The organism is Mesorhizobium sp. WSM3868 (assembly GCF_002294785.1).
Classification (GTDB): Bacteria; Pseudomonadota; Alphaproteobacteria; order Rhizobiales; family Rhizobiaceae; genus Mesorhizobium.
The window spans coordinates 90,872-117,445 of sequence record NZ_NSGB01000016.1; the positions used below are offsets into that span (position 1 = coordinate 90,872).

Sequence of the window (26,574 nt, forward strand, 5' to 3'; positions counted from 1 at the left end):
ATCCGCGCGGGCGATCCTTGCTTGACGAGGAAACCAAGCTGACCCCGCGCGTCGTTTTCCCCAACAAAGTCCTGCCTTACCTGCTTGTGGCGCCGCAACTCGCCATAACACTGGTTTTCTTCTACTGGCCGGCCGGGCAGGCGCTCTACCAGTCCATGCTCAGACAGGATCCATTCGGGCTGAAGAGCAAGTTCGTCTGGTTTGCCAATTTCCGCAAAGTGCTTGCCGACCCGGCCTATCTCAACTCGATCAAGGTAACGGTGGTATTTTCGCTTGCCACCGCAATCGTGGCCATGGCAGTGGCGTTGCTGCTTGCCGTAATGGCGGAGAAAGTGGTGCGCGGGAAAGCGCTCTACCGTACGCTGATGATCTGGCCCTATGCAGTGGCGCCGGCGATCGCCGGCATGTTGTGGCTTTTCCTGTTCAACCCTTCGATCGGCTCGCTATCCTACGTGCTGAGAAGTCTCGGCATAGCCTGGGACCCGTTGCTCAACGGCAGTCACGCCATGATCCTTTTGGTTTCCGCCGCCGCTTGGAAGCAGATCAGCTACAATTTCCTGTTCTTCGTCGCCGGGCTGCAGGCGGTGCCGAAGACCCTGATCGAGGCGGCGGCGATCGACGGCGCCCGCGAGACCAAGCGTTTCTGGACCATCATCTTCCCGCTGCTCGCGCCGACGACCTTCTTCCTGCTGGTCGTCAACACTGTCTATGCCCTGTTCGACACGTTCGGCATCGTCCATGCCGTCACCGGCGGCGGACCGGGCAAGACCACCGAAACGCTGGTCTACAAGGTCTACAATGACGGCTTCGTCAACCTGATCCTCGGCGACTCGGCGGCGCAGTCGGTGATCCTGATGGTCATCGTCATCGCGCTCACCGCCATCCAGTTCCGCTATGTGGAACGCAAAGTCCACTACGGCTGAGGCAAAGCGATGATCGGCCAGTCCCCGTTGCGTGTCCTGATCGCCCATGCCGCTCTCATTCTCGGCATTTTGATCGTTGCATTTCCCATCTACTACACATTCGTGGCCTCGACACAGACGCTGCAGACGATCCTCAAGCCGCCCCTGCCGCTGCTGCCCGGTGACCAGCTCTGGAACAATTACAGCGAGGCGTTGTTCGGCGGTGTCGGGCGCATCGGCGCCGTCAGCGTCGGCAGGCTGCTTCTCAACACGACGGTCATGGCGCTCGGCGTCGCGGTCGGAAAGATCTTCATCTCGATCCTGTCGGCTTATGCCATCGTGTTCTTTCGTTTCCCGCTGCGCATGACCTTCTTCTGGCTGATCTTCATCACTCTGATGCTGCCCGTCGAGGTCCGCATCCTGCCGACCTACAAGGTGATGGTCGATCTCGGCATGATCGACACCTATGCCGGTCTGATCATTCCGCTGATCGCCTCGGCCACGGCCACGCTATTGTTCAGACAGTTCTTCATGACCATCCCGGGCGAGCTCGTCGAGGCGGCGCGCGTCGATGGCGCCGGCCCGTGGCGCTTCTTCTTCGACATCCTCCTGCCGCTGTCGCGCACCAACATCGCGGCGCTGTTCGTCATCCTCTTCATCTATGGCTGGACGCAATATCTGTGGCCGCTGCTGGTCACCAACAGCAACGACATGAACACCATCGTCATCGCGCTGAAAAAGATGGTTTCCTTCGCCGATGCCGATACCCAGTGGCACCTTGTGATGGTCACCGCGATGCTGGCCATCGTGCCGCCGATCCTTGTCGTGGTGCTGATGCAGCGCTGGTTCGTGCGCGGCCTGGTCGAATCCGAGAAGTGAGGGGCGATGGCGACGGTTGATCTCAATGATGTGAGGAAGGTCTATGCCGGCGGCGTCGAGGCCGTGAAAGGCGTTTCCATCGCCATTCCGGACAAGCAGCTTTGCGTGCTGGTCGGTCCCTCCGGCTGCGGCAAATCGACGTTGCTCAGGATGATCGCCGGACTCGAGACCATCTCGTCCGGAACGGTTGCGATCGACGGCAAGATCGTCAATGCCGTCGGTCCGACCGAACGCGACATTGCCATGGTCTTCCAGAATTACGCGCTCTACCCGCATATGAAGGTCTACGACAACATGGCCTATGGCCTGCGCAATCGGGGCACGCCGAAGGCCGAGGTCGACAGCAGAGTGCGTTCAACTGCCAAGGTGCTGGAATTATCGGGACTGCTCGACCGGCGCCCACGCGAGCTTTCCGGCGGCCAGCGACAGCGCGTCGCCATGGGCCGGGCGATCGTGCGCAATCCGAAAGTCTTCCTGTTCGACGAACCGCTCTCCAACCTCGACGCCAAGCTGCGCGGCCAGATGCGGGTCGAGATCAAGAGCCTGCAGCGCAGGCTCGGCGTCACTTCGGTCTATGTCACGCACGACCAGCTCGAGGCGATGACGCTAGCCGACATGCTTGTCGTCATGAATGCCGGGCTGGTCGAGCAGATCGGCGCTCCTCTCGACATTTACGAGAAGCCGGCCTCGACATTCGTCGCGTCCTTCATTGGCGCGCCGCCGATGAACCTGCTCTCACTGAGCACAGAAAGTTCTGCAAATGAGCTGGAAGGAAAGTTGCTTGGGCTTGCCCCGCCCGGCGGGCAGGCGGCAATGCTAGGCTTCAGGCCCGAGGACGCCGAACTCGTCGCCGATGCCGAGGACCGATCCGGGGCGCTGATGCTGTCCGCAACGGTCGAGGCCGTGGAGCCGGTCGGCGCGGAAACCTTCCTGCACTGCTCGGCCGCCGGCAATCGTATCGTGATACGGGTTGGCGGCCGCACGGCGGCAAAGCCCGGCGACAAGTTGCGCATCACCGCCACAGCCGAGAAGTTGCACTGGTTCGATCGGGGCGGCAGGCGCCTCGACAGCACAAGCCCCTCCTCTTGACCCAGCTTCAGGCAAACACATGCGCCTTGCCGGTCACGGTGAGGCGCACGATCTCGCCGACCTCCGGCACGTCCATGCCGGTCTTGCGCAGGATGAGCGGTGTGTTGCCGATCGCGGCCGCATCCGGCGGATCCGGGCTGTTGAGCAGCCGCACGGCGATGGTGCAGACCGAGCCGGCGAATTCGGAGTCCGTCACCTCGCCGAACAGCATGTCCGGCGTCCCCGACATGCCTTCGCGGGAGGTTCGTTTAAGCACCACTTGCTCGGGCCTGAGCATGATACGGGCGACGTCGCGCCGCTCGGTGATGTCGACCGCGATGCGGCCGAGTGGCGATATGGCAAAGCCGTCGGCGATCTTGGCCGGCACGATGATGGCGTCGCCGAGGAACTCGGCAACCATCCTGTCCCTGGGCTGGAAGTAGAGCTCGCGCGGCGTGCCGACTTGCGAGAACAGGCCGTCGCGCATGACGGCTACCTGGCTGGCGAAGGACAGCGCCTCGGCCTGATCATGGGTGACCAGGATGGTGGTGATGCCCGCATCCTCCAGAAGCTCGGCCACAGCTTTGCGCATCGAGGCGCGCAGGCCGGTGTCGAGCGCCGAGAACGGCTCGTCGAGGAGCATCAGCCGGGGTTTCATCGCCATGGCGCGGGCAAGCGCGACACGCTGCTGCTGGCCGCCGGAAAGCTCGTGCGGACGGCGCTTCAGGATCGCCTTGTCCAGCCCGACGATATAGGCGAGCTCGACAATGTGCTCGGCGCGCTTCTCGGCGCTTCGGGGCATGCCGAAGCCGATGTTGTCGGCGATGGTGAGATGCGGGAAGAGGGCGCCGTCCTGCGCCACCACGCCGATGCCGCGGCGATGCGCCGGCACCGCCGCCCCGCCATTGGCGAGCAGCTTGCCGTCGAGCGCGATGCGGCCGCGATCTGGCGCCTCGAAGCCGGCGATCAGCCTCAGCAAGGTGGTCTTGCCGCAGCCGGAGGGTCCGACGATCGCGGTGCGGCTGCCGCTTTCGACGGTGAGGTCGACGCCGGCAAGTGCTGCCACCGGCCCATAATGTTTTGCTACGTCGCGGAGCTCGAGGAAGCTCATCGGCCGGCCATCCGCTTTGACTGGACGTAGAGCACCCAGGTCATGGGCAGCGACATCGCCACCATGATCAAGGCGTAAGGGGCGGCCGAGGCGTAGTCGATCTCGCCGCTGTAGGACCAGAACGCCATCGCAAGGGTGCGGGTGCCGTTCGGCGCCAGCATCTGCGTGGCGGTCAATTCATTGGTGATGCCGAGCGCCACCATCGCCATCCCGGCCGCCGCGCCCGGCGCCGACAGCCGGATCGTGGTCGACCATAGCGCCCTGAGCGGCGGGCGGCCGAGGCTCGAGGCCGCGCGTTCGAGTTCCACCGGCGCCTGGGCGATCGAGGCGCGCAGGCTGACCAGCGCGCGCGGCAGGAACATCAGCGCATAGCCGAAAAGGATGGTGAAGAGCGTCTGATAGAGCGGCAAGGCGATGCGTACGGTGATGGTCACCAGCGCCAGCGCGACGACCACACCCGGCAGCGAGCCGACGATGTAGTTGCAGCTCTCGAGCAGGCGCTGCAGGCGGCCGGGCGCACGGATCGAGATCCAGGCCATGGGCATCGCGGCGACCGTGGCAAGCAGCGCGCCGGCGACGGCGAGGACCAGCGTCTGGCCGAGCGCCAGGCTGATCTCGTCCCAACGCCAAACGTCGGCGCCACCGGCAAGGAGCCAGCGGCCGACGGTCACAAAGGGCACGCCGAGCGTGAGCAGCGCAGTGCCGGCGGGCAGCAGCAAGCAAGGCAGCGTGGCGCGGCCGAGGGCGACACGCTGCTGCTGGCGCGCCGCCCCGGAGCCGACGCGGGCATAACGCTCCTCACCACGCACGATCACCTCCACGCCAAGCAGCACGAAGCAGCAGGCGACCAGCACGGCGGCGAGCATGTTCGCCGCCGCGCCGTTGAAGGTCGACTGGAATTGGTCGACGATCGCGGTGGTGAAGGTATCGAAGCGGATGAAGACATAAAGCCCGTATTCGGCAAGCAGGTGCAGGCCAACCAGCAGCGAACCGCCGCAGATGGCCAGCCTCAACTGCGGCAGCACGACACGCGCGAAGACGCGCCAGGGTCCGAGGCCCAGCGCTGCGGCGGCATCTTCCAGCGCAGGGTCAAGCCGGCGCAGCGCCGCTGCGATCGGCAGATAGAGGAACGGGAAATAGGCGATGACGGAGACGAGCACGCCGGCCCAGAGCCCGTGCAGGCCGGCGATCAGGCTGATCCAGGCGTAACTGTGGACGAAGGCCGGGATAGCCAGCGGCGCTACCGACAGCCACGACCACCAACGGTTGCCGGGAAGGTCGCTGCGCTCGGTCAGCCAGGCAAGCGCCACCGACAGCACGATGGCGATCGGGACGGCCAGGACGACAAGCAGGATGGTGTTGACCAGGAGCGCGCCGACGCGAGGCCGAAAGATCAGCGCCACCACCGTGTCCCATCCCGTCTGGATGCCCACCCAGACGATGAAGGCAAGCGGCAGGAGAGCGATCAGCGAGACGATGGCGGCCGCAAGCGTAATCCACGACGTGGACCGCCGGCTCTGCCTTGCGGCAGCCGGCGGCCCCGAATGCGTGAGGTCGATCGCGGACATCAGCCGGAATGCACCGCCTGGAGACGATCTGATGAACCGCGAACGCGGTCGGAAACGCAGATGATCGTCATCGACGAGGCCATCTCCAAAACAAAAGCGCTCCCGCGGAAAGCGAATTCCGGCGGGAGCACGGTCGGTTGTCCTTTTAGGACGAACGCGGACTAAAGCAAGCCGGCTTGCGTCATCAGGTCGATGACCTTCTTCGAGTTCAGGTGCGTCGGATCGATCTTGGGCGCCTGCAGATCGGCCAGCGGCACGAGCTTCGGGTTCGACATGGCATCCTTGCCGACCGCGTATTCATAAGAGGTCCCGGTTTTCAAAACCTCCTGGCCGGCCTTGCCGGTGACCCACTTCAAGAAAGCCTGGGCTTCCTTCGGATGCTTGCTCGAGGCCAGCACGCCGCCGCCAGAGATCGACACGAACGCGCCCGGGTCCTGGTTCTTGAAATAATGCAGGCCGACATTCTTGCTGTTCTCGCCGGTCTTCGCCTGGTCGCCGAAATAGTAGTAGTGGTAGATCACGCCGCCATCGATCTCCCCGGCATTGACCGCCTTCATCACCGTATTGTTGCCCTTGTAGGCGGTGAAGTTCTCCTTCATGGCCTTCAGCCAGTCGGAAGTCGCGGCTTCACCTTTGAGCTCGAGCATCGCGCTGACGATGGCCTGGAAATCGGCGCCGGACGGCGAGGCGGCCCACCGGCCCTTCCAGCTCGGATCGGCAAGGTCGAGCAGCGACTTGGGCAGTTGGCCTTCCTTGAGCTTGTCCTTGCTGTAGGCAAAGACGGTGCTGCGCGCGGCGACGCCCACCCATTTGCCGCTCGAAGGCTGGTATTCCTGCGGAACCTGAGCGAGGGTGTCGGCATCGACCGGCGCGAACAGGCCGGCCGCCTCGACCAGCGCCATTGCAGGCGAATTCTCTGTCAGGAACACGTCGGCCGGCGAGGCAGCACCCTCGGCGACGATCTGGTTGGAGAAATCGCTGTCGCCGCCGTTGCGCAGCGTGACCTTGATGCCGGTTTCCTTGGTGAAGCCCTTCGCCCATTCCTTGGCCAGGCTTTCATGCTGGGCGTTGTAGACGATGATGCCTGCATCCTCCGCCATGGCCGGTCCGGCAATCAGGCCGAGCGCCAGCGCGGCGGCGCCGGCAAGAGTGGAAAAGGCAGTTTTCATGGGCATCGTCCTCAAATCTGGAGACAGGGGTTCGGGCTCAGGCGCACCTATAAATACCTGATTACGATAGTCAACATTCCGGCCTGCTTCAATCGGTCGCCGTGCCGCAAACTTTCGTGATTTTCCGGTACTTTGGCTTGGACATTATTTCGCCGGACACGTAACAAACCAGGGCCGAGACGCGAACATCGGGGGTAAACTCTTGTGACCGGCAAGGACGAGGCCGAGCTTTCCCGGCTGCTCAGGGCCGCGATCGCGGGAGACGAAAGGGCTTACGCCGACTTTCTTCACCGGATAGCCGCTCTCGTTCGTGGCTTCGTCCGGCGCAAGATCGTCCAGGGCGGGGTCGACCCCGAGGATGTCGTGCAGGAAACCTTGCTGGCCATTCACGTCAAACGGCACACGTGGCGAGAAGACGCGCCGGTGCTGCCATGGGTCTATGCGATCGCCCGCTTCAAGCTGATCGATGCATTCCGCAGGCGCGGCCGTCGCATCGAGGTCGAGATCGACGAGATCGCAGAGACGTTCGCCGAGCCGGAAGCGGAGACGGTGAGCGAGCGCGACATAAACCGGGCCCTGGACGGCTTGCCGCCCTCGCAGCGTTCCGTGGTTTCCTCGATCTCGGTCGACGGCCATTCGATCGGCGAAACGGCGGTCAAACTCGGCATCAGCGAGACGGCGGTGCGCGTGTCGCTGCATCGCGGCCTTGCCGCGATCGCCAAAAGGTTCGGACGACGGTGACATGAGAACCGAGGACCTCATAAAGGCGCTCGACGCCGATGCCCGCAACAAGGCGATGCCGCTTGGCCTCGCCTGGTGGCTGGCCGTCGGCGTGGCGGTTGTGGTCGCGGCGGTGGTCTTTTTCATGACCATCGGTCCGCGCCCGGACATCATGCCGGCCATGCATGCGATGCGCTTCATGTCGAAGTTCGTCTTCACCTTGGCGCTCACGACCAGCGCATTCGCTCTGATCCGAGCCCTGTCGACGCCCGGTGCGGCGAGCAGGCGAGCGAAACTATGGACGCTCGCCGCGCCCGCGCTCGTCGTGATCGCGGTCATCCTGGAGCTTTTCGTCGTGCCGGAGGCGGACTGGGGCAGGCGGCTCGTGGGTTCCAACATGATGATCTGCATGAGCTTCATCCCGTTGATCGGCATCGGTCCCCTGGCGATCTTCCTCGGTATGCTGCGCTATGGCGCGCCGACGCGGCCGGTGCTGGCCGGCGCGGTCGCGGGCTTGCTCGCGGGCGGCTTGGCGGCGACCTTCTATGCCGCGCATTGCTTCGACGATTCGCCGCTGTTCGTCGCCACGTGGTATACGATCGCGATCGCTTTCCTCACCGCGCTCGGCGCGCTTGGCGGACGGTTTTTCGTCCGCTGGTAGGATTACACACCGATCCTTAATCATGCCGGCAATTGCTTTGCCGGTTAGCCGCGTGGCCGCCGCAGCTTACAACCATTCCTTAAAATCGATCCGCCAGGGTTGTGGCAGTTGCGCATGGGGTGGGATCGCATTGTGGCGTGGTTGAGTTGGAAAGGTCCGCGGGCCGGCAAGCGCGCTGTGCTCGCCTTGATGGCGGCAGGGCTTATCACCCTGATGGCATCGGTCCTGTTGCCGGCGCTGGAGCTCGGTGCGGACGCGCTGAAGTTCTGCCTGCAGATATCGGTCGCCGTCACCGCCGTGACGCTCTTTGTCTCGGCGCTGTTCATCCGCAGGATCATCGACGACCGCCGGCAGATTGCCGAGAGCGAGCAGCGCTTTCGCCGCGCGATGGAAGATTCGGCGATCGGCGTCGCCATCGTCGGCCTCGACGGCCGCATCCTTCAGACCAATCCCGCCTTCGCGGCGATGCTCGGCTACAGCCGGGCGGAAATCGAGGCGCTGACCTTCTTCCAGATCACGCATCCCGACGACCTGCAGATCGGCCGTGAGACGATGATCGCGCTGAAAGAAGGAAAGATCGATTCCTTTCATTTCGAGAAGCGCTACCTTAAGAAGGACGGCACTCCGGTCTGGGCGCAGCTTGCGGGCTCGGTCATTCGCGAAGACGAGACCGGCAAGCCGCTCTATCTTGTGTCGCAGATCGAGGACATCGATGCGCGCAAGCAGGCCGAAGCGCGCATCGCCGAAGCCGAGACGCGCTGGAATTTCGCGCTGACCAGCGCCGGACAAGGCGTCTGGAGCCTCGACATGCGCAAGGGCGGCACGACTTACTCCGAAACCTGGGTCAGAATGCTGGGCTATGAGGATGGCGAGCTGGACGGGGACCCCGACCGCTGGCTGACGATGATCCATCCGGACGACCGCCAAATTGTCGCCGACGCGGACCGGGCGCATCTTGCCGGCGAGACGGCCTTCTTCGAGGCCGAGTTCCGAATGCGCCACAAGGACGGCCATTGGGTCTGGATCCTCGACCGCGGCAAGGCGATCGAACGCGACGGCGAGGGCCGGCTGATCCGGGCGATCGGCAGCTTGACCGATATCACGGAGCGCAAGGAGGCCGAAGAACGGCGCAAGGTCTCGGCGGCGATGCTCGCCGACGAAAAGGAGCGGCTCAGGGTGACGCTGCAGTCGATCGGCGACGCGGTGATCTGCACCGATGCCGCCAACCGCGTCAGCTTCATGAATCCGGTCGCCGAAAAGCTCACCGGCATTGCCAGCGGCGAGGCGCTTGGCAAGGTGCTCGGCGATGTCTACTGGGCGGTCGACGAGGAAACCGGGCAGAGGATCGGCCTGACGCGAGCTTCGGCCGCCGACCGCCATCATTGCGATCAGAACGCCCGCGCCGTGCTCATCAGGCGCGACGACACGCGCTGCAGCATCCGCCAAATGGTGTCGCCGATCATGAACGACCACGACGAGTTCTGCGGGCTCGTCATCGTCTTCCAGGATTTCACCGACGCGCGCGCCCTGCAGCGCCAGCTCGCTTATGCCGCGGCCCATGACGCGCTGACCGGGCTCGCCAACCGCCCAAGCTTCATCCGCACGATGGAGGAGCTGGTCGATTGGTGCCGGTTGAATGGCGGCGAGCATCAGTTCATGTTCGTCGACCTCGACCACTTCAAGGCGGTCAACGACACTGGCGGCCACGCGGCGGGCGATGCGCTGCTGAAGCGCGTCGCCGACGCCATCCGCAACGTGCTCGGGCCGGAAGATATCGTCGCCCGCCTGGGCGGCGACGAGTTCGCGGTCATACTGAAATCGGGCGCGCCGGCGCGAGCGACGGTCGCGGCGCGTTGCATCATCGAAGCCATCCGCAACCTGGGCTTCAGCTGGGACGGTCGTCCGCATTCGATCGCCGCCAGCATCGGGCTTGCGCCGATCCGCGCCGGCTGCGGCGAGGTGGATGAGATCATCGCCCGTGCCGATGCCGCCTGCTATGCCGCCAAGGCGGCCGGCCGCGGCTGCGTTTCGGCAGCACCCGATGAAGTTTCGAAGGACGAGGCGGCACCGCTGCCGCTTGCCGCGGCATCCTGAACGCCGGCTGGGAGAGCGTTCAGTCGCGGGCGGCTCAGCGTGTCGGCACCGGATGATCGCCGCGATAGTCGTAGAAGCCGCGGCCGGTCTTGCGGCCGAGCCAGCCGGCCTCGACATATTTCACCAGCAGCGGGCAGGGGCGATACTTGGAGTCCGACAGGCCCTCATGCAGCACCTGCATGATCGACAGGCAGGTGTCGAGACCGATGAAGTCGGCCAGCTGCAGCGGTCCCATCGGATGGTTGGCGCCGAGCCGCATGGCGGTGTCGATGGCGTCCACCGTGCCGACGCCCTCATAAAGCGTGTAGATCGCCTCGTTGATCATGGGCAACAGGATGCGGTTGACGATGAAGGCCGGGAAATCCTCCGAAACGGTGATCGTCTTGTCGAGCCTGTTCACGAAGGTCTTGGCGGCCTCGAACGTCTGGTCCTCGGTGGCGATGCCGCGCACCAGCTCGACCAGCTTCATCACCGGCACCGGGTTCATGAAATGTATGCCGATGAAGCGCTCAGGCCGGTCGGTCTGCGCGGCGAGCCGGGTGATCGAGATCGAGGAGGTGTTGGTCGCGAGAATCGCCTCCGGATTGAGCTGCGGGCAGAGTTGGGCGTAAATCTTGCGCTTGACCGTCTCATCCTCGGTCGCCGCCTCGATGACGAGGTCGGCGGCGGCGAGATCGGCCATGGCGGACGCCGATGAGATGCGGGCCATCGCCTCGTTGCGCGCCTTCTCCTCGAGCTTTCCCGAACCGACCTGACGGGCCATGTTGCCGCTGATGGTGGCGATGCCCTTCTCGACCCGGTCGGGCGAGATGTCGTGGATCAGGACCTTGTAGCCGGCCAGCGCCGAGACGTGGGCGATACCGCCCCCCATTTGACCTGCGCCGACAATGCCGATCGTCTCGATCTTGCTCATTACCCCAATCCCGTCTGGAGCATTTCCGCTTCTGCGAGGCACGGAAGCGCTCCCTTCTCTTGTTTCCCGCAATTCCGGACGCAAAGTGGCTCGGCACTTTCCTGGAATTGCCTTTTTTGTTTATCGCAATTCCGCAGGGAAAACCGCTATGGACTTTTCCTGGAATTGCGCAAGCCTTTACCGGCCTGCTTTTTGTGCAGTGCAAACTAAAAGGGCGGGGCGACTTCGTCTACCCCACCCTTCGGATTTTAATATGCCAGAGCAGAAAGCGTCAAAGCGCCTTTTGCAGCTCCGGCAGGATGACGAAGAGATCGCCGACGAGACCGTAATCGGCAACCTGGAAGATCGGCGCTTCCTCGTCCTTGTTGATGGCGACGATGACCTTGGAATCCTTCATGCCGGCAAGATGCTGGATGGCGCCGGAGATGCCGACGGCAATGTAGAGATCGGGGGCAACCACCTTGCCGGTCTGGCCGACCTGCCAGTCGTTGGGCGCATAGCCCGCATCGACCGCGGCGCGAGAGGCACCGACAGCGGCGCCGAGCTTGTCGGCGACCGGCAGGATGACTTCCTGGAACTTCTCCGACGAGCCGAGTGCACGACCACCCGAGATGATGATCTTGGCCGAGGTCAGCTCGGGACGGTCGTTCTCGGAGAGCTTGTTCTCGACGAAGGAGGAGAGGCCGGGATTGGCGGCGGCGTTCACCGTCTCGACCGGGGCCGAGCCGCCCTCTGGCGCCCCTTGGAAGGAGGCGGTGCGCACGGTGATCACCTTCTTGGCGTCGGTCGACTGCACGGTCTGGATGGCGTTGCCGGCATAGATCGGCCGCTTGAAGGTGTCGGGCGAGACCACCTCGATGATCTCCGAGACCTGCGCGACGTCGAGCAGGGCCGCCACGCGCGGCGCGACGTTCTTGCCCGCTGAGGTGGCGGGGGCGACGATCGCGTCATAGGAGCCGGCGAGCGAGACGACGAGCGCAGCCAGCGGCTCCGCCAGGCGCTCGGAGAGCTCGTCGGCCTCGGCCAGCAGGACTTTGCGAACACCCTTCAGCTTGGCGGCCGCGTCGCTTGCCGCCTTGGCGCCTTTACCGGCGACCAGCACATCGACATCCGAGCCGATCTGCAGGGCCGCCGCGAGCGCCTTGGCGGTCTGGTCGGAAAGGCTTGCGTTGTCGTGTTCGGCGATGAGGAGAATTGCCATTTTCCTGTTCCTTTCCTGACCGCTTAGAGCACGCCGGCTTCGTTCTTGAGCTTCTCGACCAGCTCGGCGACACTCTTGACCTTGACGCCCGCCTTGCGGCCGCCGGGCTCCTCGGTCTTGATCACCCTCAGGCGCGGCTTGACGTCGGCGCCGTAGTCGGCCGGGCTCTTTTCGTCGAGCGGCTTCTTCTTGGCTTTCATGATGTTGGGCAGCGATGCATAGCGCGGCTGGTTCAAGCGAAGGTCGGCGGTCACGATCGCCGGCATTTTCAGCTCAACCGTCTGCAGGCCGCCGTCGACCTCACGCGTCACCTTGGCATGATCGCCGGCGAGCTCGATCCTGGAGGCGAAGGTGCCTTGCGCCCAGCCGAGCAGCGCCGCCAGCATCTGGCCGGTCTGGTTGCTGTCGTCGTCGATCGCCTGCTTGCCGAGGATGACGAGGCCGGGCTTCTCGGCCTCGACCACGCCCTTCAACACCTTGGCCACACCCAGCGGCTCGGTCTGCTCGTCGGTCTTGACCAGGATGGCGCGATCGGCGCCCATGGCGAGCGCGGTGCGCAGCGTCTCCTGCGCCTGCTGCGGGCCGATCGAGACGACGATGATCTCCTCGGCCTTGCCGGCTTCCTTGATCCGGATCGCTTCCTCGACCGCGATCTCGTCGAACGGGTTCATCGCCATCTTGACGTTGGCAAGCTCGACGCCCAGTCCGTCGGCCTTGACCCGGACCTTGACGTTCGCGTCCACAACCCGCTTCACGGGCACAAGGATCTTCATTTTCCTGTCACCTCTCCTGAGATAGTCGGGCGCGCTATAGCAGTGTGCGCCTTGTCAGAGTTGTCGAAAGCCGACATTCCGGGCGGAATTCTGGTCTCCAACGGCCAAGAAGCTGTTCCACCCCGATGTTTCGGTTGAGCATGATCGTTCCGAAAAGCGGTTCCCACTTTTCGGGATCATGCTCTGTGGTGGCGTTCCGTAGTGGCGGCAATCCGGCGCGTCAATATGCACGTCGCACTCAAATCGGTTCAGTCTGGCGGTGACGCCGCGCCGCGGCCCCATCGAGGCGCCGTCTGTGCCGGCGCCTCGGGCGCTGGTCCGGGCTCGATCGGGAGAGGGACGTTCTGGACCTTCGGCGTCGGGTCCGGCTCGCCGTCTGCGCCGGCAAGCAGCGGCACGCCGCGGCTGCGCAGCACCAGGACGAGAACGGCGCCGGCAATGATGCCGCCGATGTGGCAGGCCCAGGAAATCTGATCCTCTCCGCCGGCGGCAAACATCACGATCTGGAACAGGATCCAAAGGACGAGCGGGATGAAGGCCGGGATGCGCAGAGGAATGCGCGCAAAGACCAATACCCACACCTTAACCCTCGGATAGAGGATCAGATAGGCCGCCACCACGCCGGCGATGGCGCCGGAGGCGCCGATTAGCGGCACCTGGGAATCCCAGCCGACCAAGCCTTGAAAGAAAGCGCCCGCCGCCGCGCAGGCGAGGTAGAAGATCAGGTAGCGTATGTGGCCGAGCGCGTCCTCGACATTGTCGCCGAACACCCACAGGAACAGCATGTTGCCGCCGAGATGGAAGATGTCGGCATGCAGGAAGGAATAGGTGAGATAGCTGAGGCTTTCGGGAATGACGACGAATTCGGGCGACAGCTCCACCTTGTCATGGACGACAGAGGGGATGAAGCCGAGGCCAAGCACTGCGGCATTGGTGAAGCTCTCGCCGCCAAGCGTGGTCGCGAGATAGACCAAGGCATTCGCGGCGATCAGGCCGATCGTCACATATTGCAGGCGGATGTGGCGGAGCCTGTTGGTGTCGTAGAGCGGGATGAACATCGGACCCTCCCGCCATACCCGGTTGTCAGCGGTTCTTGCCGGGAACCCATAGCACGTCGGCAATTCCGTTGTCATTGACCGCCCGGGCGGCGACGAACAGGAAGTCGGAGACGCGGTTGACGTATTTCAGCGCTTCGCGGTTGACGTGCTCGGCCGGGTCCTGCGCCAGCGCCACCATGAGGCGCTCGGCGCGCCGTGTTACGGTGCGCGCAAGATGCAGGGCTGCCGCGGCAGGCGTGCCGCCGTTCAGCACGAAGGATTTCAGCGGCTGCAGGTCCTTGTTGAGAGCATCGATGTCCTTTTCGACGCGCCCGGTCTGCGCGGCGACGATGCGCAGCGGCTCGTAGCCGAGCGGTTTGCCGTTGTCCGGCACCGCAAGGTCGGCGCCGAGGTCGAAAAGATCGTTCTGGATGCGGGAGAGCATGGCGTCGATCGCCGGATGATCGGTTGCGGTGTGGACGCGCGCCATGCCGACGCAGGCATTTGCTTCGTCCACGGTGCCGTAGGCTTCGACGCGCAGATCTGACTTCAGGCGCCGCTCGCCGCTGCCCAGACCGGTGGTCCCGTCGTCGCCGGTACGGGTATAGATCTTGTTGAGCTTGACCACGTTCTCCTCCCGGCCCGTTACTTACGGGTGAAGTAGACGGTCAGCATGATGAGCACCAGAGCTATGAACTGCAGCAGCACGCGGGCCTGCATCAGCTTGTTGGAGGTGAAGCCGGAGCCGCCGCGCATCATGTTGACGAGGCCGCGGATCAGCACGACCACGACGGCAGCCATGACGACTATGGCGAGGATGTTGAAGACGGTTGCCATGGGGCTGGCTCCAGTTGGGTTTCGGTCAGGCCCGCCTGGCGAGCACGCGGTAGAGCATCGAGGCCGGCAGGATGCGCTTAAGCGCCACGCCGATTCTGGCCGGCACCGTTACCACATAATGCGGGTGGGGGCGCTGTGACAGAAGCGCGTGGCGCAAGGCAGCATGGACCACCTCAGGTCCGGGCTTCAGACGCGAGACGCTGCCGCCGGCCTTGAGCCGCGCGAGCTGCGCCTGGTAGTCGGCGCGGTGAACGGAGTTCTCGACGTCGATGTTCTTCAAGAACCATACCAGGCCGTTGCTGGCGATCTTCGAGGTCACCGGCCCCGGCTCGATCAACGAGACATGAATGCCGCTGCCTTCGAGCTCCTGGCGCAGGCAAAGCATCAGGCCTTCGACGGCATGTTTCGACGCCGAATAGGCGCCGCGAAAACGGACCGGGGCGAGCCCCAGGATCGAGGAGCAGTGGACGAGGCGACCGTGCCCCTGGCGGCGCATGACCGGCACGACGCGGCGGGTCAGGTCGTGCCAGCCGAAGAAATTGGCTTCGAACTGCTCCCGCAGCGCTTCGACCGGCAGGTCCTCGACGGCACCGGGTTGCGCGTAGGCGCCATTGTTGAACAGCGCGTCGAGCGTGCCGCCCGTGCGCTCCAGCACGGCCTCGGCCAGGGCGGCGATGGACTCGGGCTCGCGGTAGTCGAGATAGAAGGCTTCGATGCCCTCCGCCTCGAGCGCGGCGATGTCGGCCGGTGCGCGAGCCGTGGCGAACACGCGCCAACCTTCCGCCTTCAATGCCCGCGCGCAATAGGCGCCTATGCCGGAGGAGGTGCCGGTGACGATGATGCTGCGCAACTGTTCAGCGGTGGGCAACGTTGTCGGACCTGGGGTTGCCATTTGCCGCAATCCCTTCCCATATTCGCGGCGTCGACACAATCGAGCGGAGCGCGGGTCCTTGCTCAGGAATATCGTCGCGGTCAAGCGCGTGCTCTACGATGCGATCGGCCATTTCACCACCGACGACGGCTGGGCAATGGCCAGCCATCTGGCGATCACCTCGCTGATGGCGCTGTTTCCGTTCCTGATCTTCGCAACGACGTTGGCCAGCTTTCTCGGCGCGCGCGCCTTCGCCGACACGGCCGTGCATCTGGTCTTCGACACCTGGCCGGAGCAGATTGCCAAGCCGATCGCGCGCGAGGTGCAGAATGTGCTCACCGTGCGGCGCAGCGACCTCCTGACCTACGGCGTGCTCTTAGCCGCGTACTTCGCCTCGAACGGCATCGAGGCGCTGCGCACCTCGCTCAACCGCGCCTATCGCGTTACCGAGACGCGCGGCATCATCCATCGCCGGGTGCAGAGCATCGTCTTCGTGCTGATCGCAACGGCCTGTTTTCTCGCCGTCAGCGTGCTTCTGGTGCTCGCGCCCCTGCTCGCGCGGCTGGCCGAGGCGCATCTGGAATGGATCAAGCCCTATATGGGCACGATCACCATATGGCGTTACGTGATCGCCTCGACGGTCATCGTCATCGGCCTGTTCGCGGTGCATATCTGGCTGCCGGCCGGCAAGCGCCGCTTCGTTTCCATCGTTCCGGGCATCGTCTTCACGCTGGTCGCGTGGCTGGCCGGCTCGACCATCTTCGCCACCTATCTCGACCATTTCTCGTCCTATGTGACGACCTATGCGGGGTTGGCCTCGATCATGATCGCGGTGGTGTTCCTCTACATCATCTCGGCCATTTTCATCCTTGGCGGCGAGCTCAATGCCGCGATCAGCCGCTATCTCGAGGCGCGCGCCCGCGTGGGTTGAGCTCTGTCCTGACGGGCGGTCGCGAGCCCGACGCCCAAAGTGGCGATCGCCATGCCGGCGATCTGCAGCAGAGTGAGCTCTTCGCCGAACAGAGCCCACGCGATGACGGCGGTTACGGCGGGCACAAGATAGAACAGCGATGCGACCTTCGACATCTCGCCGTCCCTGATCATCACCATCAACAGGAAGATGGCGCCGAGAGACAGCACCAGGACCAGCCATGCCATGGCAAAGATGAGCTCGCCGCTGACGGTGATGGTGCGCGTCTCGAAGGCGAGCGACCCCAGGATCGTGACGACCGAGCCTCCGACATACTGCCACATGGTCGCCGAGACGAGGTCGCCGCCGGAGGCGAAGCGCTTTTGCCAGATCGTACCAGCGGCCATGCCGAGCACCGAGACCAGCGAGGCCGTCAGCGTTGCCGCGGTAACACCGCCGCCAATCATGCCGAGCTTCGGCCACAGCACGATGACGACGCCCAGAAGCCCGACGGCAAGTCCCGCCCAATGGCGCGGCAGGATCGCCTCGCCGAGAAATTTGCCGGCGAGCACCGCCGTGATCAGCGGCTGCAGGCCGACGATCAGCGCCGAAAGCCCGGCCGGCATGCCTCTGTGGATCGCCCAGAAGACGCCGCCCAGATAGACGCCGTGCATTAGGACGCCGGCCACCGTCGCATGAAGCGCCTCCTCGCGGGTGGCCCGTCGCGAGCCGATAAGGACGGTCAGTCCCGCAAACAGGATCGCCGCCAGCACGAAGCGGATGGCAAGGAAGGTGAACGGCTCCGCCCATGGCATTGCATAGCGCGCGCCGATGAAGCCGGTCGCCCACAGAACGACGAAAGAGGCGGGGATGAACCGCTTGATGCTGTGCATTGGAAGGAGGGCTCTGGCTGCGCGTGAAAAGTTGATGTCGGCAATTGCTCTAATGCCGATCAATTCGGCAAGCAAAACGAAACGGTTGATCCATAAGCTCATCCGAATTCAACAAACGGTGCCAAGAGGGGCATGGCGTTAAGGCACGCCATGAGCAGGCATGCTTTTGCATCTCGGGACGACATGGCTGCTGTTCGCGGTCGCCACCGTCGCGGTCTTCGGATTCTTCTTCGGCACCGCGCTCGATGCCATCATGAAGGACGACGGCTTCGGCTCGACCGGCAACACGCTGCTCTTCACGCTGGGCTTCTTCGTTGCGGTGATGATCGCCAACGAGCACGGCATCACCTTCCGGGATATCAAGCTAGCTGTGGCATGGGGATTGAGCGGCGCCTTCGTCTTCATCAGCGTGATGGCGCTGATCAAGGCCGGACTGGCTCGCTTGTAGTCAAAGCCCAACCAGCCGCATGACATCCTGCGGCGACACGCCTGCCTGCCTGAGTGCGGCAAGGCCGGTGTCCTTGAAACTCTTGGACAGCTTGCGGCCGTCCGAGCCGAGGATCAGCCGATGGTGGAAGTAGCGCGGTGCGGGCAGACCGAGCAGGTCCTGCAACAGGCGCTGCACGCTGGTCGCCGCGTAAAGGTCCTGACCACGCACGACATGGCTGACGCCCTGCAGCGCGTCGTCGACGACGACTGCGAGATGGTAGCTGGTCGGGTTATCGCGGCGCGCCACGACGACGTCGCCCCAGGCCTGCGGCGTTGCGTCGACCGTGTGCGTCGCGGCCATAGCCTCGTCAGTGAACTCGACCCATGACAAGGCGCCCGGCACGCGTGCCATTGCTGCCTCGATGTCGAGCCGCCAGGCAAAAGGCGTGTTCTCGGCAATGCGCCGCCTGCGCTCCTTAGACGGAAGTGCCTTGTCGAGCGGCGGGTAAAGCGGCACGCCGTCGGGGTCGCGCGGCCAGTCGCGGCCGCGTTTCTCGGTCTCGGCAATGAAGGCGCGGATCTCGCCGCGGCTCATGAAGGCGGGATAGACGAGTTCCTCGGCGATCAGCCGGTCGAGCACGGCCCTGTATTCGGAAAAATGTTCGGACTGGCGCCGCACGGGCTCTTCCCATTCGAACCCCAGCCATTCCAGGTCGCGGAATATGCCGGCCTCGAATTCCGGCGTGCAGCGGATGACATCGATGTCCTCGATGCGCAGCAACAGCCGTCCTCCCGCCCGCGCCGCCATTTGCCGGTTCAGCAGGGCCGAATAGGCATGGCCGAGATGCAACTCGCCATTGGGGCTCGGCGCGAAGCGGAATGTCAGGAGCGTCATGTCTCGGACGGCATTCGGGTTGAAAGGCGCTTCCGCCGGTTGATAGTTAGCATCAATTGCCACTTCATGAGCGCCCTGGGAACAAGCAAACGTGCAACGCATCGCCTCGCTCGACGACATTGCGGCAGGACTCGACGCGCTCTGCCTGCTCGATCCACGGCTGGAGAAGGTACGCGGCATGGCCGGCGAGGTGCCGCTGAGGCTCTCCGAGCCGGGATTCGGCAGCCTCGCGTCGATCATCGTCTCGCAGCAAGTGTCCCGCGCCAGCGCCGATGCCATTTTCGGCCGGCTGATCAGGCTGGTCGATCCGCTGACGCCGGAAGGCATCCTTTGCGCCGGCGAGGATATTTTCCGCGAGGCCGGCCTGTCGCGGCCGAAGCAGCGCGGGCTGATCGCCATCGCGCGAGCCGTGGCCGGCGGGCTTGACCTCCACCATCTCTGCTCGCTCGACGCCGACGAGGCGATCGCGGCGATGACGGCGGTGCCGGGCATCGGACCGTGGACGGCGGAGTGCTACCTGCTGTTCGCCGCCGGCCACCCCGATGTGTTTCCCGCGCGCGACGTCGCGCTGCAGACGGCGGTCGGCCATGCCCTGGGCATCGACCCTCGTCCGCCGGAGAAAACTCTGATTCGACTGGCCGAATCATGGAGCCCGTGGCGAGGGGTCGCGTCGCGGCTTTTCTGGGCCTACTATCGGGAATTGAAGGGCAGGGACGCGGCGCCACCTGTCGAGATGGCCGAAAAAGCATGAAAATCATGCGTTTTTGAACGTTTCGCCGAACGACAATCCGCTTCACATCCCTGTCATGTCGGGCTTACAGTATCCGTGGCGTTCGGTTTGGAACGAAGGAGGCCAACTACGTGACGGTTGCCGTATCTCCGGATGGGCTTCCCGCGCTGGTGCTGAATGCGGATTACCGTCCGCTCAGCTATTACCCCCTGTCGCTCTGGTCGTGGCAGGACGCCATCAAGGCTGTCTTCCTCGACCGGGTCAATATCGTCGCCGAATACGAACACGCCGTCTCCTCGCCGACCTTCTCGATGAAGCTGCCGAGCGTGGTGAGTCTGAAGGCCTATGTGAGGCCGTCGCGGCATCCCGCCTTCACCCGCTTCAACGTCTTTCTGCGCGACCGCTTCCAGTGCCAGTATTGCGGCACGACCGACGATCTCACCTTCGACCATGTCATCCCGCGCCATCGCGGCGGGGCGACGACCTGGGAGAACGTCGTGGCCGCCTGCTCGCCCTGCAATCTCAGGAAAGGCGGCATGATGCCGGCGCAGGCCAAGATGTGGCCGCTGCAAAAACCCTATCAGCCGACCGTGCACGATCTGCACAATAACGGCCGCCTGTTCCCGCCCAACCATCTGCATGAAAGCTGGATGGATTATCTCTACTGGGATGTCGAATTGGAGCCGTAGAGTTCGGCACAATCGACCGGCCATGCAACGACAAATTGCCGATCTTCGGCGTTGCCCTCATCCGGCTGGCGCCACCTTCTCTCCGTTTAGTTACGGGGAGAAGGAATTGTGCGCCGCGACGTCGCCCATTCTGCACGTCGATCATTGACGAAGCCATTGATGACGGCCTCTTTTCTCCCCGTCACTACGGCTGTGTAGCTCAGTCGCGCGCGAGCGCGCAGCGTAAGGCGACGGCGGCCAGGATGAGGCTAGCGATGGCGTTCCAGCCGGCGAGCGACAGGCCGAGAATGCGAAGCGCGGCCTTGTCGCAGGAGGGCGGCACGAACTTGTCCAGCGCATCGAGCACGCCCTTGCCGCCGGTGTCGACCGGACCGGCGCTGGCCGTGCAGTCGGCGGGGCCAGGCCACCACGCCCACTCGACGCCCGAGTGGTAGACGCCGAGATAGAGGCCATAGAGCATCAACAGGCCACCGATCGCCAGCAGGCCGCGCGTCAACCAGGCCGGCGCGCGCAGCATCGAGGCAGCGGCCGCGACCAGCATCAGCGGCGCGCCGATATAATAGGGCGTGCGCTGCTCCAGGCAGAGATGGCAGGGAATGTAGCCGCCGATATACTGGAAGGCGAGCGCCGAGCCGACCGTCGCCGCCATGGCGACGGCCAGGAACAGCGCGGCACGCGTCCGCTGGCGTCCAGTGTCGGCGGTCATGGTCGCTGTCATCGGTCGTGATCCGTTCGCTTGGCACCTAAAGCGCGTCGCGCAGAAATGAATTCAGGCGCCGCGCTTGAGTCTTGTTTCGATGCATGTCGTTCTCCCAAAACCGCTGCGCACTTTTGGCCGACATGCATTATCCGTGAGCGTATCTGACCGCGATATAGAGCAAAATAAGGGCAGCGGCGCCGGCGCTGACGATCATGCCCAGCCGTTTCTCGATGAACTCCCTGATCGACTCGCCGTAGCGGCGCAGCAGCCAGGCAAGCAGCAGAAAACGCGCGCCGCGCGCAACGATCGCCAGCCCGATGAACAGCAGGAGGTTGACGCCGATGACGCCCGACAGGACCGTCACGACCTTGATCGGCGGCAAATGCGCCGCGCCCGAGGTGATCAGCATCAGGACGATGAAGCCGACGCCGGATGAGGTCCGCAGCTGCTCGAACTCGTCATACTTGCCGTAGAATTCCAGAATCGGCTTGGCGACCGCCTCGTAGGCGTAGTGGCCGATGAACCAGCCGGCGACGCCGCCGAGCACCGAGGCCACCGTAGCCACCAGCGCGTAGCGATAGGCGCGCTCCGGCTTGGACAGCGCCATCGGCAGATAGAGCACGTCGGCCGGCACCAGAAAGACCGAGCTTTCGACGAAGGCGATGAAGGCCAGCCACCATTCGGCCGATTTCCTCGCCGCCAGGGACATGGTCCAGTCGTAAAGTCCGCGAAGCATCGGCTCTCCTGAAAAGCGCGCAGTGGTTTTGGCCACCGGGTGGCAGGAAGACAAGGTTCCAAAGCGCCGCATCCACCCTTCGGGATCCGAAGCGCCTCAACGCATCCCCTGTCTAGAAAGATTTTCCGCGCCGCACAATGGCGGGACGTTCACGAGACTGAAAGGCATGGCCGGGTGCAGTCAGCGCCTGCAAATCGGCAACAGGCCAGTTGACGAAAGCCCATCCGCCCGTATAGTCCGCGCCCATCCAGGCCGCCCGGCCTGAGCCCCTATGGCGGAATTGGTAGACGCGCTCGACTCAAAATCGAGTTCCGCAAGGAGTGCTGGTTCGATCCCGGCTAGGGGCACCAATTGGTCTCTTTGACCATCAACCAGGCAGTTGCCGAAGTGACGGAGCTTCATGGGCTGGCCAACCGCTTCACAGGGCTACCGGCCGGTTACAAAGCATCACTGCGCCTGTACCTCTCTAAGGTTCGACGACGGAAGATCAGCCAGCCAAGGCTACACGCCAGTCCGACGTTCAGCAGCGCCAAGCCAGCGAGAGCTGCTAGAGTGCCGTGAGCGCCCACATGCTCCAACAATAGCGCTCCGACAGACGGCGCTGCTGCTTGAGCGATCAAGCTGGGCATGGCAAGTCGCCCCATCAGTCTCGCGTATCCCGACGGACCGAACAGAGCGAGCGGCAGCGTGCCTCGCGCTATCGTTTCGAGGCCGATGCCTGCACCGTAGAACGCCAGCGCCACAGGCACCACCGGAACCGCGACCCAGAGCGCACCAATGCCGATGGCGACGAAGCTCACCGACGCGAACTTGGTCCAGATGGGATGATGGTAGCGGGCGATGATCATCTCGACGGCACGCGCCGACACCTGAGCGGGGCCGACCAGTGCTCCGAGCCCAACGGCAGCGGCGAGCGCCATGCCGCTGGCCTGCAAGATGGTGAGGAGATGAACTGACACCGTCGACGAAATGACCGCCGCCAAGGTCAGCGTGGCAGCCAGGACGACCATGATCGGAACTGCGGCCGGCTGAACTGGGGTGCCAACCTGCTCCTTTCCAGGCCGATCTGTGACGCTCGGCAGCGGCGCCCGACGCGGCAACATTCCGAGATAGAGAGGCAGGGCGAAGAACAACTGCACCGAAGCATAGACGAGGCATGTGCCGCGCCAGCCCGTCTCGCCCATCAGGAAGGCCGAGATCGGCCAACAGAACGTGCTGGCGAAGCCGCCGAACAGCGAAAGGGTTGTGATGGCCGAGCGCGCGCTATGTCCGTAGAGCCGGCCGAGGGTCGCGAAAGCGGCATCGTACAAGCCCGCCCCCATTCCAAGCCCAACAACGAGCCATGCTGCGATGTAGGCGGCAAGGTTCGGCGAGGCAGCGAGCCCGATCTGGCCGATGCCGATGCAGCCGGCGCTGAACGCAAGAACGTTCCGGCCGCCGTGGCGCTCAATGGACGAGCCGACGCGAGGTGAGATCAGCCCGGCGACGAGCAGGCCAAGCGACAATCCACCCACGACCCAAGGCAGCGGCCAGCCGGTGTCGGCGGCGACCTTTGGTGCAATCACCGCCGGCAGGTAATAGGTGGACCCCCAGGCCATGATTTGGGTCAGGCCGAGGACGGTGATGATCGTTCGGCGACTGCGTTCCATCGGGCGTGATGCGATTAGGCTGCCACCCCGCACCCGCAGCCACCCTTGCCAGCGGCCTTCGCTTCAGCATCGGCGAGACAACAGGCGTCAGCCTCGGAAGAAGCGGGACCACCACAGCATCCGCCAGCGGTCGCGCGTATGGTCGACTGGGGAACCGTGCAGACGCCGGTTTCGGGTAGCACCAGTTGCACCGCATCCGCAGCCGCCATGTCGTCAGCGAGGGCTGCCGCGACCGACCGCACCTGTTCATACCCGGTCAGCAGCAAGAAGGTCGGGGCGCGGCCGTAGCTCTTGATGCCGACAGTGTAGAAGTCGGGCTCGGGGTGGCTCAGTTCGCGATGGCCGTGCGGGGGGACGTCGCCGCAGGAGTGCTCGTTGGGGTCGATCAGAGGCCCCAGCGCCTTTACGCCCTCAAGCCAGGGGTCGAGATCAAGCCTAAGCTCGCGCGTAAGGGACAGATCGGGCCGCTGGCCAGTCGCTGCGATGATGCGGTCGAAAGGCCCGAGCATTTGTAGGCCATCCTTCGTCTGACCTTCGACTGCCAGGCGGCCGTTTGAGCTGCGGATGGCCAGCGTTGCGAACCCAGTGACGAGCTTTGTGCGCCCGCTCTCCGCAAGTTCGCGAACGTCAGAACCAAGCTCGCCACGGGCAGGCAGTTGATCCAAGTCTCCACCGCTGTAAATGCGAACCAGATCGGTCCCGCGTGTCGCCCAGACAAAAGCGGTTCCCGGCTCAACCGCAGCCAGCCTATCGAGATCGAGCAGGGCATTGGCGGCCGAATGACCCGAACCGACAACAAGCGTGGCGCGGCCGGCATAAAGGGTGCGGTCGCGGCCGAGAATGTCGGGAATGCCATAGGCAATCTTGTCTGCGAACTCCGCTTCGCCCTCCGCCGGGACACCACCGGCCCCAAGTGGATTTGGCGTCTGCCACGTGCCTGAGGCGTCAATGACGGCCCGTGCACTGTCGCGCCTGATGCCTTCCCCGGTTTCGACCACCAGCATGAACGGTCGCGCCTTTCGATCTTTGCTCAAGACCTTGTCTGCGCCCCAGCGCGAAACGGCAATCACGCGCGCACTGGTTTCGATGGACGAGGAGAGTTCAGGGAGCCTTGCTAGCGGCTCGAGGTAGCGGGCAATCAGTTCATCAGCGGTGGGGAACGCCTCGGGCTTGGGCATCGCCCAGCCGCTCTCCTCAAGACGCTTTCGGGCCGCCTGATCAACACAGTAGCGCCAAGGCGTGAACACCCGGACATGGCCCCAGTCCTTGAGATTTGTGGCGATGCCAGCGCCGGCCTCATAGACCTTCACCGGGAGCCCCCTTTGGATGAGCTGGACGGCAGCCGCCAAGCCGACCGGGCCGGCTCCGATGACGGCGACAGGGAGGGCGTCAGGGTCATTCATTGACATTTTTTCCATCCTTCCGGGATCATCGAAATACGATGCAAAAAAAGAGGCTATGCCGCCGCGTCGCTCTCCGTCGCGCCGCAAGCTGCGTCAGCACAGCACTCGTCAGCCAGGAAGCCGATCAAGTCGCGCATGATAGGATAGTTGGCCCGGCAGATGAGGGTCGTCGCCTGACGCTCCTGCGTCACGAGGCCGGTCAGAATGAGGCGATGCAGGTGATGGGACAGCGTCGAGGCCGCGATGCCAAGGGTGTCTTGCAAGTACCCCACCGGCCGGCCAGCTTCGCCGGCTCTGACCAGTGTGCGATAGAGCTTGAGCCGTGTCGGGTTGCCGATGGCTTCGAGCTGTTTTGCGGCTTATTCGAGTTTCATGGAAATAGACTGCACCCTCCGCCGCCGCCGGTCAACTCCTATTTCGACAATGATCGAAATACGGTCAGACGAGTTCCAATGCCTCGGCAGCAAGCCGTCGCGGAAGGTCAGCGGACATGGTGCCAAGGCTCCATTGGGATTGAGGTCGTCAGCATTTGCAGGTCACCGACACCCTACCGCATATTCCCCGTGTGCCCCTGGGAGTAGCGCCCCGGCTGCGGCCACACCGTCAGGCCGTGCGGCTCGACGCCGACGCGGATCTTCGTGACAGCGCCGGACGTCGTGTCGATCATATAGACCTCGCTGTCGAAGCGGCCGGAGAGCCAGAGCTGCTTGCCGTTGGCGCTGACATTGCCCATGTCCGGGCTGCCGCCGCCGGGGATCGGCCATTGGGCGACGACCGAGCGCGTCGCGAAGTCGATCACCGTCACGCTGCCCGGCCCGTCGGCGCGGCCTTGCTCCATTTTGTGCGAGCCGCGATTCGACACATAGAGCCGCTTGCCGTCGCGGCTGACGACGAAGCCATGCGCGCCAATGCCCGTCGGAATGAAGCCGATCTCCTTGAAGCTGTCGCCGTCGATCAGGAAGACGCCGTCATTCATCATATCGGCGACGTAGAAGACCTTGCCGTCGGGCGAGAGCCTTATGTCCTGCGGCATGCCCATCTTCGACAGGTCGAGATGGCCGAGCACCTTGCGGTTCTTCAGGTCGATCTTGGCCAGTCCGCCGTCGCCATATTCGCAGGTGAAGATCGCATAGGAATTGTCGGCGGCGAAATCGGCATGGTTGATGCCGGGGCAGGCCGGCGTCGGGATGACGGCTTGCAGCGCCATGGTCCGCGGATCGCGCAAATCGAGCCGCCTCAGGGCCTCGTCCACGATGATGGCGGCGCTGCCGTCCGGCATGAAATACATGTTGTAAGGGTCGTCGACCGGCACCTGCTTGCCGGGCTTTCCGGTCGTCGGGTCGATCGGCGTCAGGCTGCCGTTCTTGCCGGTGCCGTTATTGGCCACCCAAAGCGTCTTCAGGTCCCAGGAAGGAACGACGTGCTGCGGCTTGCTGCCGACCGCAAACATGTCGACCTCCTTCAGCGTCGCCGGGTCGATGACGGAAACGCTGTTCGAGGAACGGTTGGGCACATAGACGCGCGGCAACGCAGCTGCCGCGGCTGGAGCCATATGGCCGGCGGTGGTGTGGCTGTAGATGTCGACGGGCGCGGGCTCGGAGCAATCCTCGGGGCAGGACTCGGCGAAGGCTCGCGCCGGGAGCATGGCGAGCAGGACAAGCGGCGCACTGAGGCGGGCGAAGCGCAGGAAGGGTTCGAACATCTGGATTGCTTTGTGAAGAAGGCATGGCGGCTCG

At 64.2% G+C, this 26,574-nt stretch carries 27 protein-coding genes, 1 tRNA gene and 1 pseudogene; 11 read left to right on the plus strand and 18 right to left on the minus strand.

Annotated features, from left to right (window positions below; genetic code table 11):
* Positions 1 to 38 precede the first annotated feature (38 nt).
* Genes ugpA through CK221_RS22870 form a run of 3 tightly spaced genes read left to right on the plus strand, consistent with a single transcriptional unit; the run spans position 39 to position 2,870 of the window.
* Entirely contained in the window at positions 39 to 923 is an 885-nt protein-coding gene (gene ugpA, locus CK221_RS22860; protein WP_095779387.1) for a sn-glycerol-3-phosphate ABC transporter permease UgpA, read from the plus strand.
* Positions 924 to 932: 9 nt separating this feature from the next.
* A complete protein-coding gene (gene ugpE / locus CK221_RS22865) occupies positions 933 to 1,781 on the plus strand; it encodes a sn-glycerol-3-phosphate ABC transporter permease UgpE (RefSeq protein ID WP_095779356.1) in 849 nt (282 codons plus the stop codon).
* Positions 1,782 to 1,787: 6 nt separating this feature from the next.
* A complete protein-coding gene (locus CK221_RS22870; RefSeq protein WP_095779357.1) occupies positions 1,788 to 2,870 on the plus strand; it encodes a sn-glycerol-3-phosphate import ATP-binding protein UgpC in 1,083 nt (360 codons plus the stop codon).
* A gap of 7 nt (positions 2,871 to 2,877) precedes the next feature.
* Here the strand turns inward: CK221_RS22870 and CK221_RS22875 are convergent, their stop codons facing one another.
* From CK221_RS22875 to CK221_RS22885, 3 genes are all read right to left on the minus strand, one after another.
* Positions 2,878 to 3,960, minus strand: a complete 1,083-nt coding sequence (locus CK221_RS22875; RefSeq protein WP_095779358.1) for an ABC transporter ATP-binding protein — start codon at positions 3,958 to 3,960, stop codon at positions 2,878 to 2,880.
* Entirely contained in the window at positions 3,957 to 5,528 is a 1,572-nt protein-coding gene (locus CK221_RS22880; protein ID WP_095779359.1) for an iron ABC transporter permease, read from the minus strand. The genes CK221_RS22875 and CK221_RS22880 overlap by 4 nt, the downstream gene beginning before the upstream one ends.
* 161 nt (positions 5,529 to 5,689) lie before the next feature.
* On the minus strand, positions 5,690 to 6,697 hold the full coding sequence (locus CK221_RS22885; RefSeq protein WP_095779360.1) for an iron ABC transporter substrate-binding protein: 1,008 nt from the start codon (positions 6,695 to 6,697) through the stop codon (positions 5,690 to 5,692).
* Between the two features lie 204 nt (positions 6,698 to 6,901).
* On the opposite strand from CK221_RS22885, the gene CK221_RS22890 reads away from it, so the two are divergent.
* The 3 genes from CK221_RS22890 to CK221_RS22900 all read left to right on the plus strand — a co-directional run bounded on the left by CK221_RS22890 (position 6,902) and on the right by CK221_RS22900 (position 10,172).
* On the plus strand, positions 6,902 to 7,438 hold the full coding sequence (locus CK221_RS22890; protein WP_066990192.1) for a sigma-70 family RNA polymerase sigma factor: 537 nt from the start codon (positions 6,902 to 6,904) through the stop codon (positions 7,436 to 7,438).
* 1 nt (position 7,439) lies between these two features.
* A complete protein-coding gene (locus CK221_RS22895; RefSeq protein WP_095779361.1) occupies positions 7,440 to 8,078 on the plus strand; it encodes an NrsF family protein in 639 nt (212 codons plus the stop codon).
* A gap of 132 nt (positions 8,079 to 8,210) precedes the next feature.
* A complete protein-coding gene (locus CK221_RS22900; RefSeq protein ID WP_245430710.1) occupies positions 8,211 to 10,172 on the plus strand; it encodes a PAS domain S-box protein in 1,962 nt (653 codons plus the stop codon).
* 34 nt (positions 10,173 to 10,206) lie between these two features.
* On the opposite strand, the gene CK221_RS22905 is transcribed toward CK221_RS22900, so the two are convergent.
* From CK221_RS22905 to CK221_RS22935, 7 genes are all read right to left on the minus strand, one after another.
* Positions 10,207 to 11,085 carry a 3-hydroxybutyryl-CoA dehydrogenase gene (locus tag CK221_RS22905; protein ID WP_066990182.1) on the minus strand — a complete coding sequence of 293 codons (879 nt, stop codon included), beginning with the start codon at positions 11,083 to 11,085 and terminating at the stop codon, positions 10,207 to 10,209.
* A gap of 271 nt (positions 11,086 to 11,356) precedes the next feature.
* Entirely contained in the window at positions 11,357 to 12,286 is a 930-nt protein-coding gene (locus tag CK221_RS22910) for an electron transfer flavoprotein subunit alpha/FixB family protein (RefSeq protein WP_095779363.1), read from the minus strand.
* A 23-nt stretch (positions 12,287 to 12,309) separates the two neighbouring features.
* Positions 12,310 to 13,059 carry an electron transfer flavoprotein subunit beta/FixA family protein gene (locus CK221_RS22915; protein ID WP_067319088.1) on the minus strand — a complete coding sequence of 250 codons (750 nt, stop codon included), beginning with the start codon at positions 13,057 to 13,059 and terminating at the stop codon, positions 12,310 to 12,312.
* Positions 13,060 to 13,307: 248 nt separating this feature from the next.
* Positions 13,308 to 14,117, minus strand: coding sequence for a rhomboid family intramembrane serine protease (locus tag CK221_RS22920; protein WP_066990173.1), 810 nt, complete (start codon positions 14,115 to 14,117; stop codon positions 13,308 to 13,310).
* A 25-nt stretch (positions 14,118 to 14,142) separates the two neighbouring features.
* Positions 14,143 to 14,724, minus strand: coding sequence for a cob(I)yrinic acid a,c-diamide adenosyltransferase (locus CK221_RS22925; RefSeq protein ID WP_066990170.1), 582 nt, complete (start codon positions 14,722 to 14,724; stop codon positions 14,143 to 14,145).
* Positions 14,725 to 14,741: 17 nt separating this feature from the next.
* Positions 14,742 to 14,933, minus strand: a complete 192-nt coding sequence (locus CK221_RS22930) for a twin transmembrane helix small protein (RefSeq protein ID WP_066990167.1) — start codon at positions 14,931 to 14,933, stop codon at positions 14,742 to 14,744.
* 25 nt (positions 14,934 to 14,958) lie between these two features.
* Complete coding sequence (locus tag CK221_RS22935) at positions 14,959 to 15,825, minus strand: SDR family oxidoreductase (protein ID WP_095779364.1); 867 nt, start codon at positions 15,823 to 15,825, stop codon at positions 14,959 to 14,961.
* Positions 15,826 to 15,883: 58 nt separating this feature from the next.
* Here CK221_RS22935 and CK221_RS22940 point away from each other — a divergent pair, with 58 nt between their 5' ends.
* Positions 15,884 to 16,735: a YihY/virulence factor BrkB family protein gene (locus CK221_RS22940; protein WP_066990164.1), complete on the plus strand. Its 852-nt coding sequence runs from the start codon at positions 15,884 to 15,886 to the stop codon at positions 16,733 to 16,735.
* On the opposite strand, the gene CK221_RS22945 is transcribed toward CK221_RS22940, so the two are convergent.
* A complete protein-coding gene (locus CK221_RS22945) occupies positions 16,705 to 17,607 on the minus strand; it encodes a DMT family transporter (protein ID WP_095779388.1) in 903 nt (300 codons plus the stop codon). The two genes, CK221_RS22940 and CK221_RS22945, sit on opposite strands and share 31 nt — an antisense overlap.
* Positions 17,608 to 17,767: 160 nt before the next feature.
* Between CK221_RS22945 and CK221_RS22950 the strand changes: the two genes are divergently transcribed.
* Positions 17,768 to 18,055 carry a hypothetical protein gene (locus CK221_RS22950; protein WP_066990158.1) on the plus strand — a complete coding sequence of 96 codons (288 nt, stop codon included), beginning with the start codon at positions 17,768 to 17,770 and terminating at the stop codon, positions 18,053 to 18,055.
* On the opposite strand, the gene gluQRS is transcribed toward CK221_RS22950, so the two are convergent.
* A complete protein-coding gene (gene gluQRS, locus CK221_RS22955) occupies positions 18,056 to 18,931 on the minus strand; it encodes a tRNA glutamyl-Q(34) synthetase GluQRS (RefSeq protein ID WP_095779365.1) in 876 nt (291 codons plus the stop codon).
* 91 nt (positions 18,932 to 19,022) lie between these two features.
* On the opposite strand from gluQRS, the gene CK221_RS22960 reads away from it, so the two are divergent.
* Both CK221_RS22960 and CK221_RS22965 read left to right on the plus strand, forming a co-directional pair.
* Complete coding sequence (locus CK221_RS22960) at positions 19,023 to 19,682, plus strand: DNA-3-methyladenine glycosylase (protein ID WP_095779366.1); 660 nt, start codon at positions 19,023 to 19,025, stop codon at positions 19,680 to 19,682.
* A 110-nt stretch (positions 19,683 to 19,792) separates the two neighbouring features.
* Positions 19,793 to 20,350: an HNH endonuclease gene (locus CK221_RS22965; protein WP_066990153.1), complete on the plus strand. Its 558-nt coding sequence runs from the start codon at positions 19,793 to 19,795 to the stop codon at positions 20,348 to 20,350.
* A gap of 199 nt (positions 20,351 to 20,549) precedes the next feature.
* Here CK221_RS22965 and CK221_RS22970 read toward each other — a convergent pair whose 3' ends face one another.
* Positions 20,550 to 21,068, minus strand: coding sequence for a disulfide bond formation protein B (locus CK221_RS22970; protein WP_066990150.1), 519 nt, complete (start codon positions 21,066 to 21,068; stop codon positions 20,550 to 20,552).
* A gap of 127 nt (positions 21,069 to 21,195) precedes the next feature.
* Positions 21,196 to 21,786: a YqaA family protein gene (locus CK221_RS22975; RefSeq protein WP_095779367.1), complete on the minus strand. Its 591-nt coding sequence runs from the start codon at positions 21,784 to 21,786 to the stop codon at positions 21,196 to 21,198.
* Positions 21,787 to 22,051: 265 nt separating this feature from the next.
* Here CK221_RS22975 and CK221_RS22980 point away from each other — a divergent pair.
* A tRNA-Leu gene (locus CK221_RS22980) sits at positions 22,052 to 22,136 on the plus strand.
* A gap of 87 nt (positions 22,137 to 22,223) precedes the next feature.
* Here the strand turns inward: CK221_RS22980 and CK221_RS22985 are convergent.
* From CK221_RS22985 to CK221_RS23000, 4 genes and pseudogenes are all read right to left on the minus strand, one after another.
* Positions 22,224 to 23,435: an MFS transporter gene (locus tag CK221_RS22985; protein ID WP_095779368.1), complete on the minus strand. Its 1,212-nt coding sequence runs from the start codon at positions 23,433 to 23,435 to the stop codon at positions 22,224 to 22,226.
* 14 nt (positions 23,436 to 23,449) lie between these two features.
* Positions 23,450 to 24,838 (minus strand): NAD(P)-binding protein, encoded by a 1,389-nt coding sequence (locus CK221_RS22990; RefSeq protein WP_095779389.1) that lies wholly within the window; start codon positions 24,836 to 24,838, stop codon positions 23,450 to 23,452.
* Positions 24,839 to 24,891: 53 nt separating this feature from the next.
* Positions 24,892 to 25,212: pseudogene (locus CK221_RS22995) on the minus strand (metalloregulator ArsR/SmtB family transcription factor).
* Between the two features lie 173 nt (positions 25,213 to 25,385).
* The gene (locus tag CK221_RS23000) at positions 25,386 to 26,540 is read right to left on the minus strand and encodes a YncE family protein (RefSeq protein WP_095779369.1); all 1,155 of its coding nucleotides are present in this window, start codon (positions 26,538 to 26,540) and stop codon (positions 25,386 to 25,388) included.
* Positions 26,541 to 26,574: the final 34 nt, after the last annotated feature.

Coding starts and splice junctions, on each gene's coding strand:
- CK221_RS22920 (WP_066990173.1), bottom strand. CDS start 14,117: ATGTTCATCCCGCTCTACGACACCAACAGGCTCCGCCACATCCGCCTG.
- CK221_RS22985 (WP_095779368.1), bottom strand. CDS start 23,435: ATGGAACGCAGTCGCCGAACGATCATCACCGTCCTCGGCCTGACCCAA.
- CK221_RS22885 (WP_095779360.1), bottom strand. CDS start 6,697: ATGAAAACTGCCTTTTCCACTCTTGCCGGCGCCGCCGCGCTGGCGCTC.
- CK221_RS22990 (WP_095779389.1), bottom strand. CDS start 24,838: ATGAATGACCCTGACGCCCTCCCTGTCGCCGTCATCGGAGCCGGCCCG.
- CK221_RS22935 (WP_095779364.1), bottom strand. CDS start 15,825: ATGGCAACCCCAGGTCCGACAACGTTGCCCACCGCTGAACAGTTGCGC.
- CK221_RS22950 (WP_066990158.1), top strand. CDS start 17,768: ATGCTTTTGCATCTCGGGACGACATGGCTGCTGTTCGCGGTCGCCACC.
- gluQRS (WP_095779365.1), bottom strand. CDS start 18,931: ATGACGCTCCTGACATTCCGCTTCGCGCCGAGCCCCAATGGCGAGTTG.
- ugpE (WP_095779356.1), top strand. CDS start 933: ATGATCGGCCAGTCCCCGTTGCGTGTCCTGATCGCCCATGCCGCTCTC.
- CK221_RS22870 (WP_095779357.1), top strand. CDS start 1,788: ATGGCGACGGTTGATCTCAATGATGTGAGGAAGGTCTATGCCGGCGGC.
- CK221_RS22930 (WP_066990167.1), bottom strand. CDS start 14,933: ATGGCAACCGTCTTCAACATCCTCGCCATAGTCGTCATGGCTGCCGTC.
- CK221_RS22945 (WP_095779388.1), bottom strand. CDS start 17,607: ATGCACAGCATCAAGCGGTTCATCCCCGCCTCTTTCGTCGTTCTGTGG.
- CK221_RS22875 (WP_095779358.1), bottom strand. CDS start 3,960: ATGAGCTTCCTCGAGCTCCGCGACGTAGCAAAACATTATGGGCCGGTG.
- CK221_RS22915 (WP_067319088.1), bottom strand. CDS start 13,059: ATGAAGATCCTTGTGCCCGTGAAGCGGGTTGTGGACGCGAACGTCAAG.
- CK221_RS22895 (WP_095779361.1), top strand. CDS start 7,440: ATGAGAACCGAGGACCTCATAAAGGCGCTCGACGCCGATGCCCGCAAC.
- CK221_RS22905 (WP_066990182.1), bottom strand. CDS start 11,085: ATGAGCAAGATCGAGACGATCGGCATTGTCGGCGCAGGTCAAATGGGG.
- CK221_RS23000 (WP_095779369.1), bottom strand. CDS start 26,540: ATGTTCGAACCCTTCCTGCGCTTCGCCCGCCTCAGTGCGCCGCTTGTC.
- CK221_RS22910 (WP_095779363.1), bottom strand. CDS start 12,286: ATGGCAATTCTCCTCATCGCCGAACACGACAACGCAAGCCTTTCCGAC.
- CK221_RS22880 (WP_095779359.1), bottom strand. CDS start 5,528: ATGTCCGCGATCGACCTCACGCATTCGGGGCCGCCGGCTGCCGCAAGG.
- CK221_RS22970 (WP_066990150.1), bottom strand. CDS start 21,068: ATGACAGCGACCATGACCGCCGACACTGGACGCCAGCGGACGCGTGCC.
- CK221_RS22975 (WP_095779367.1), bottom strand. CDS start 21,786: ATGCTTCGCGGACTTTACGACTGGACCATGTCCCTGGCGGCGAGGAAA.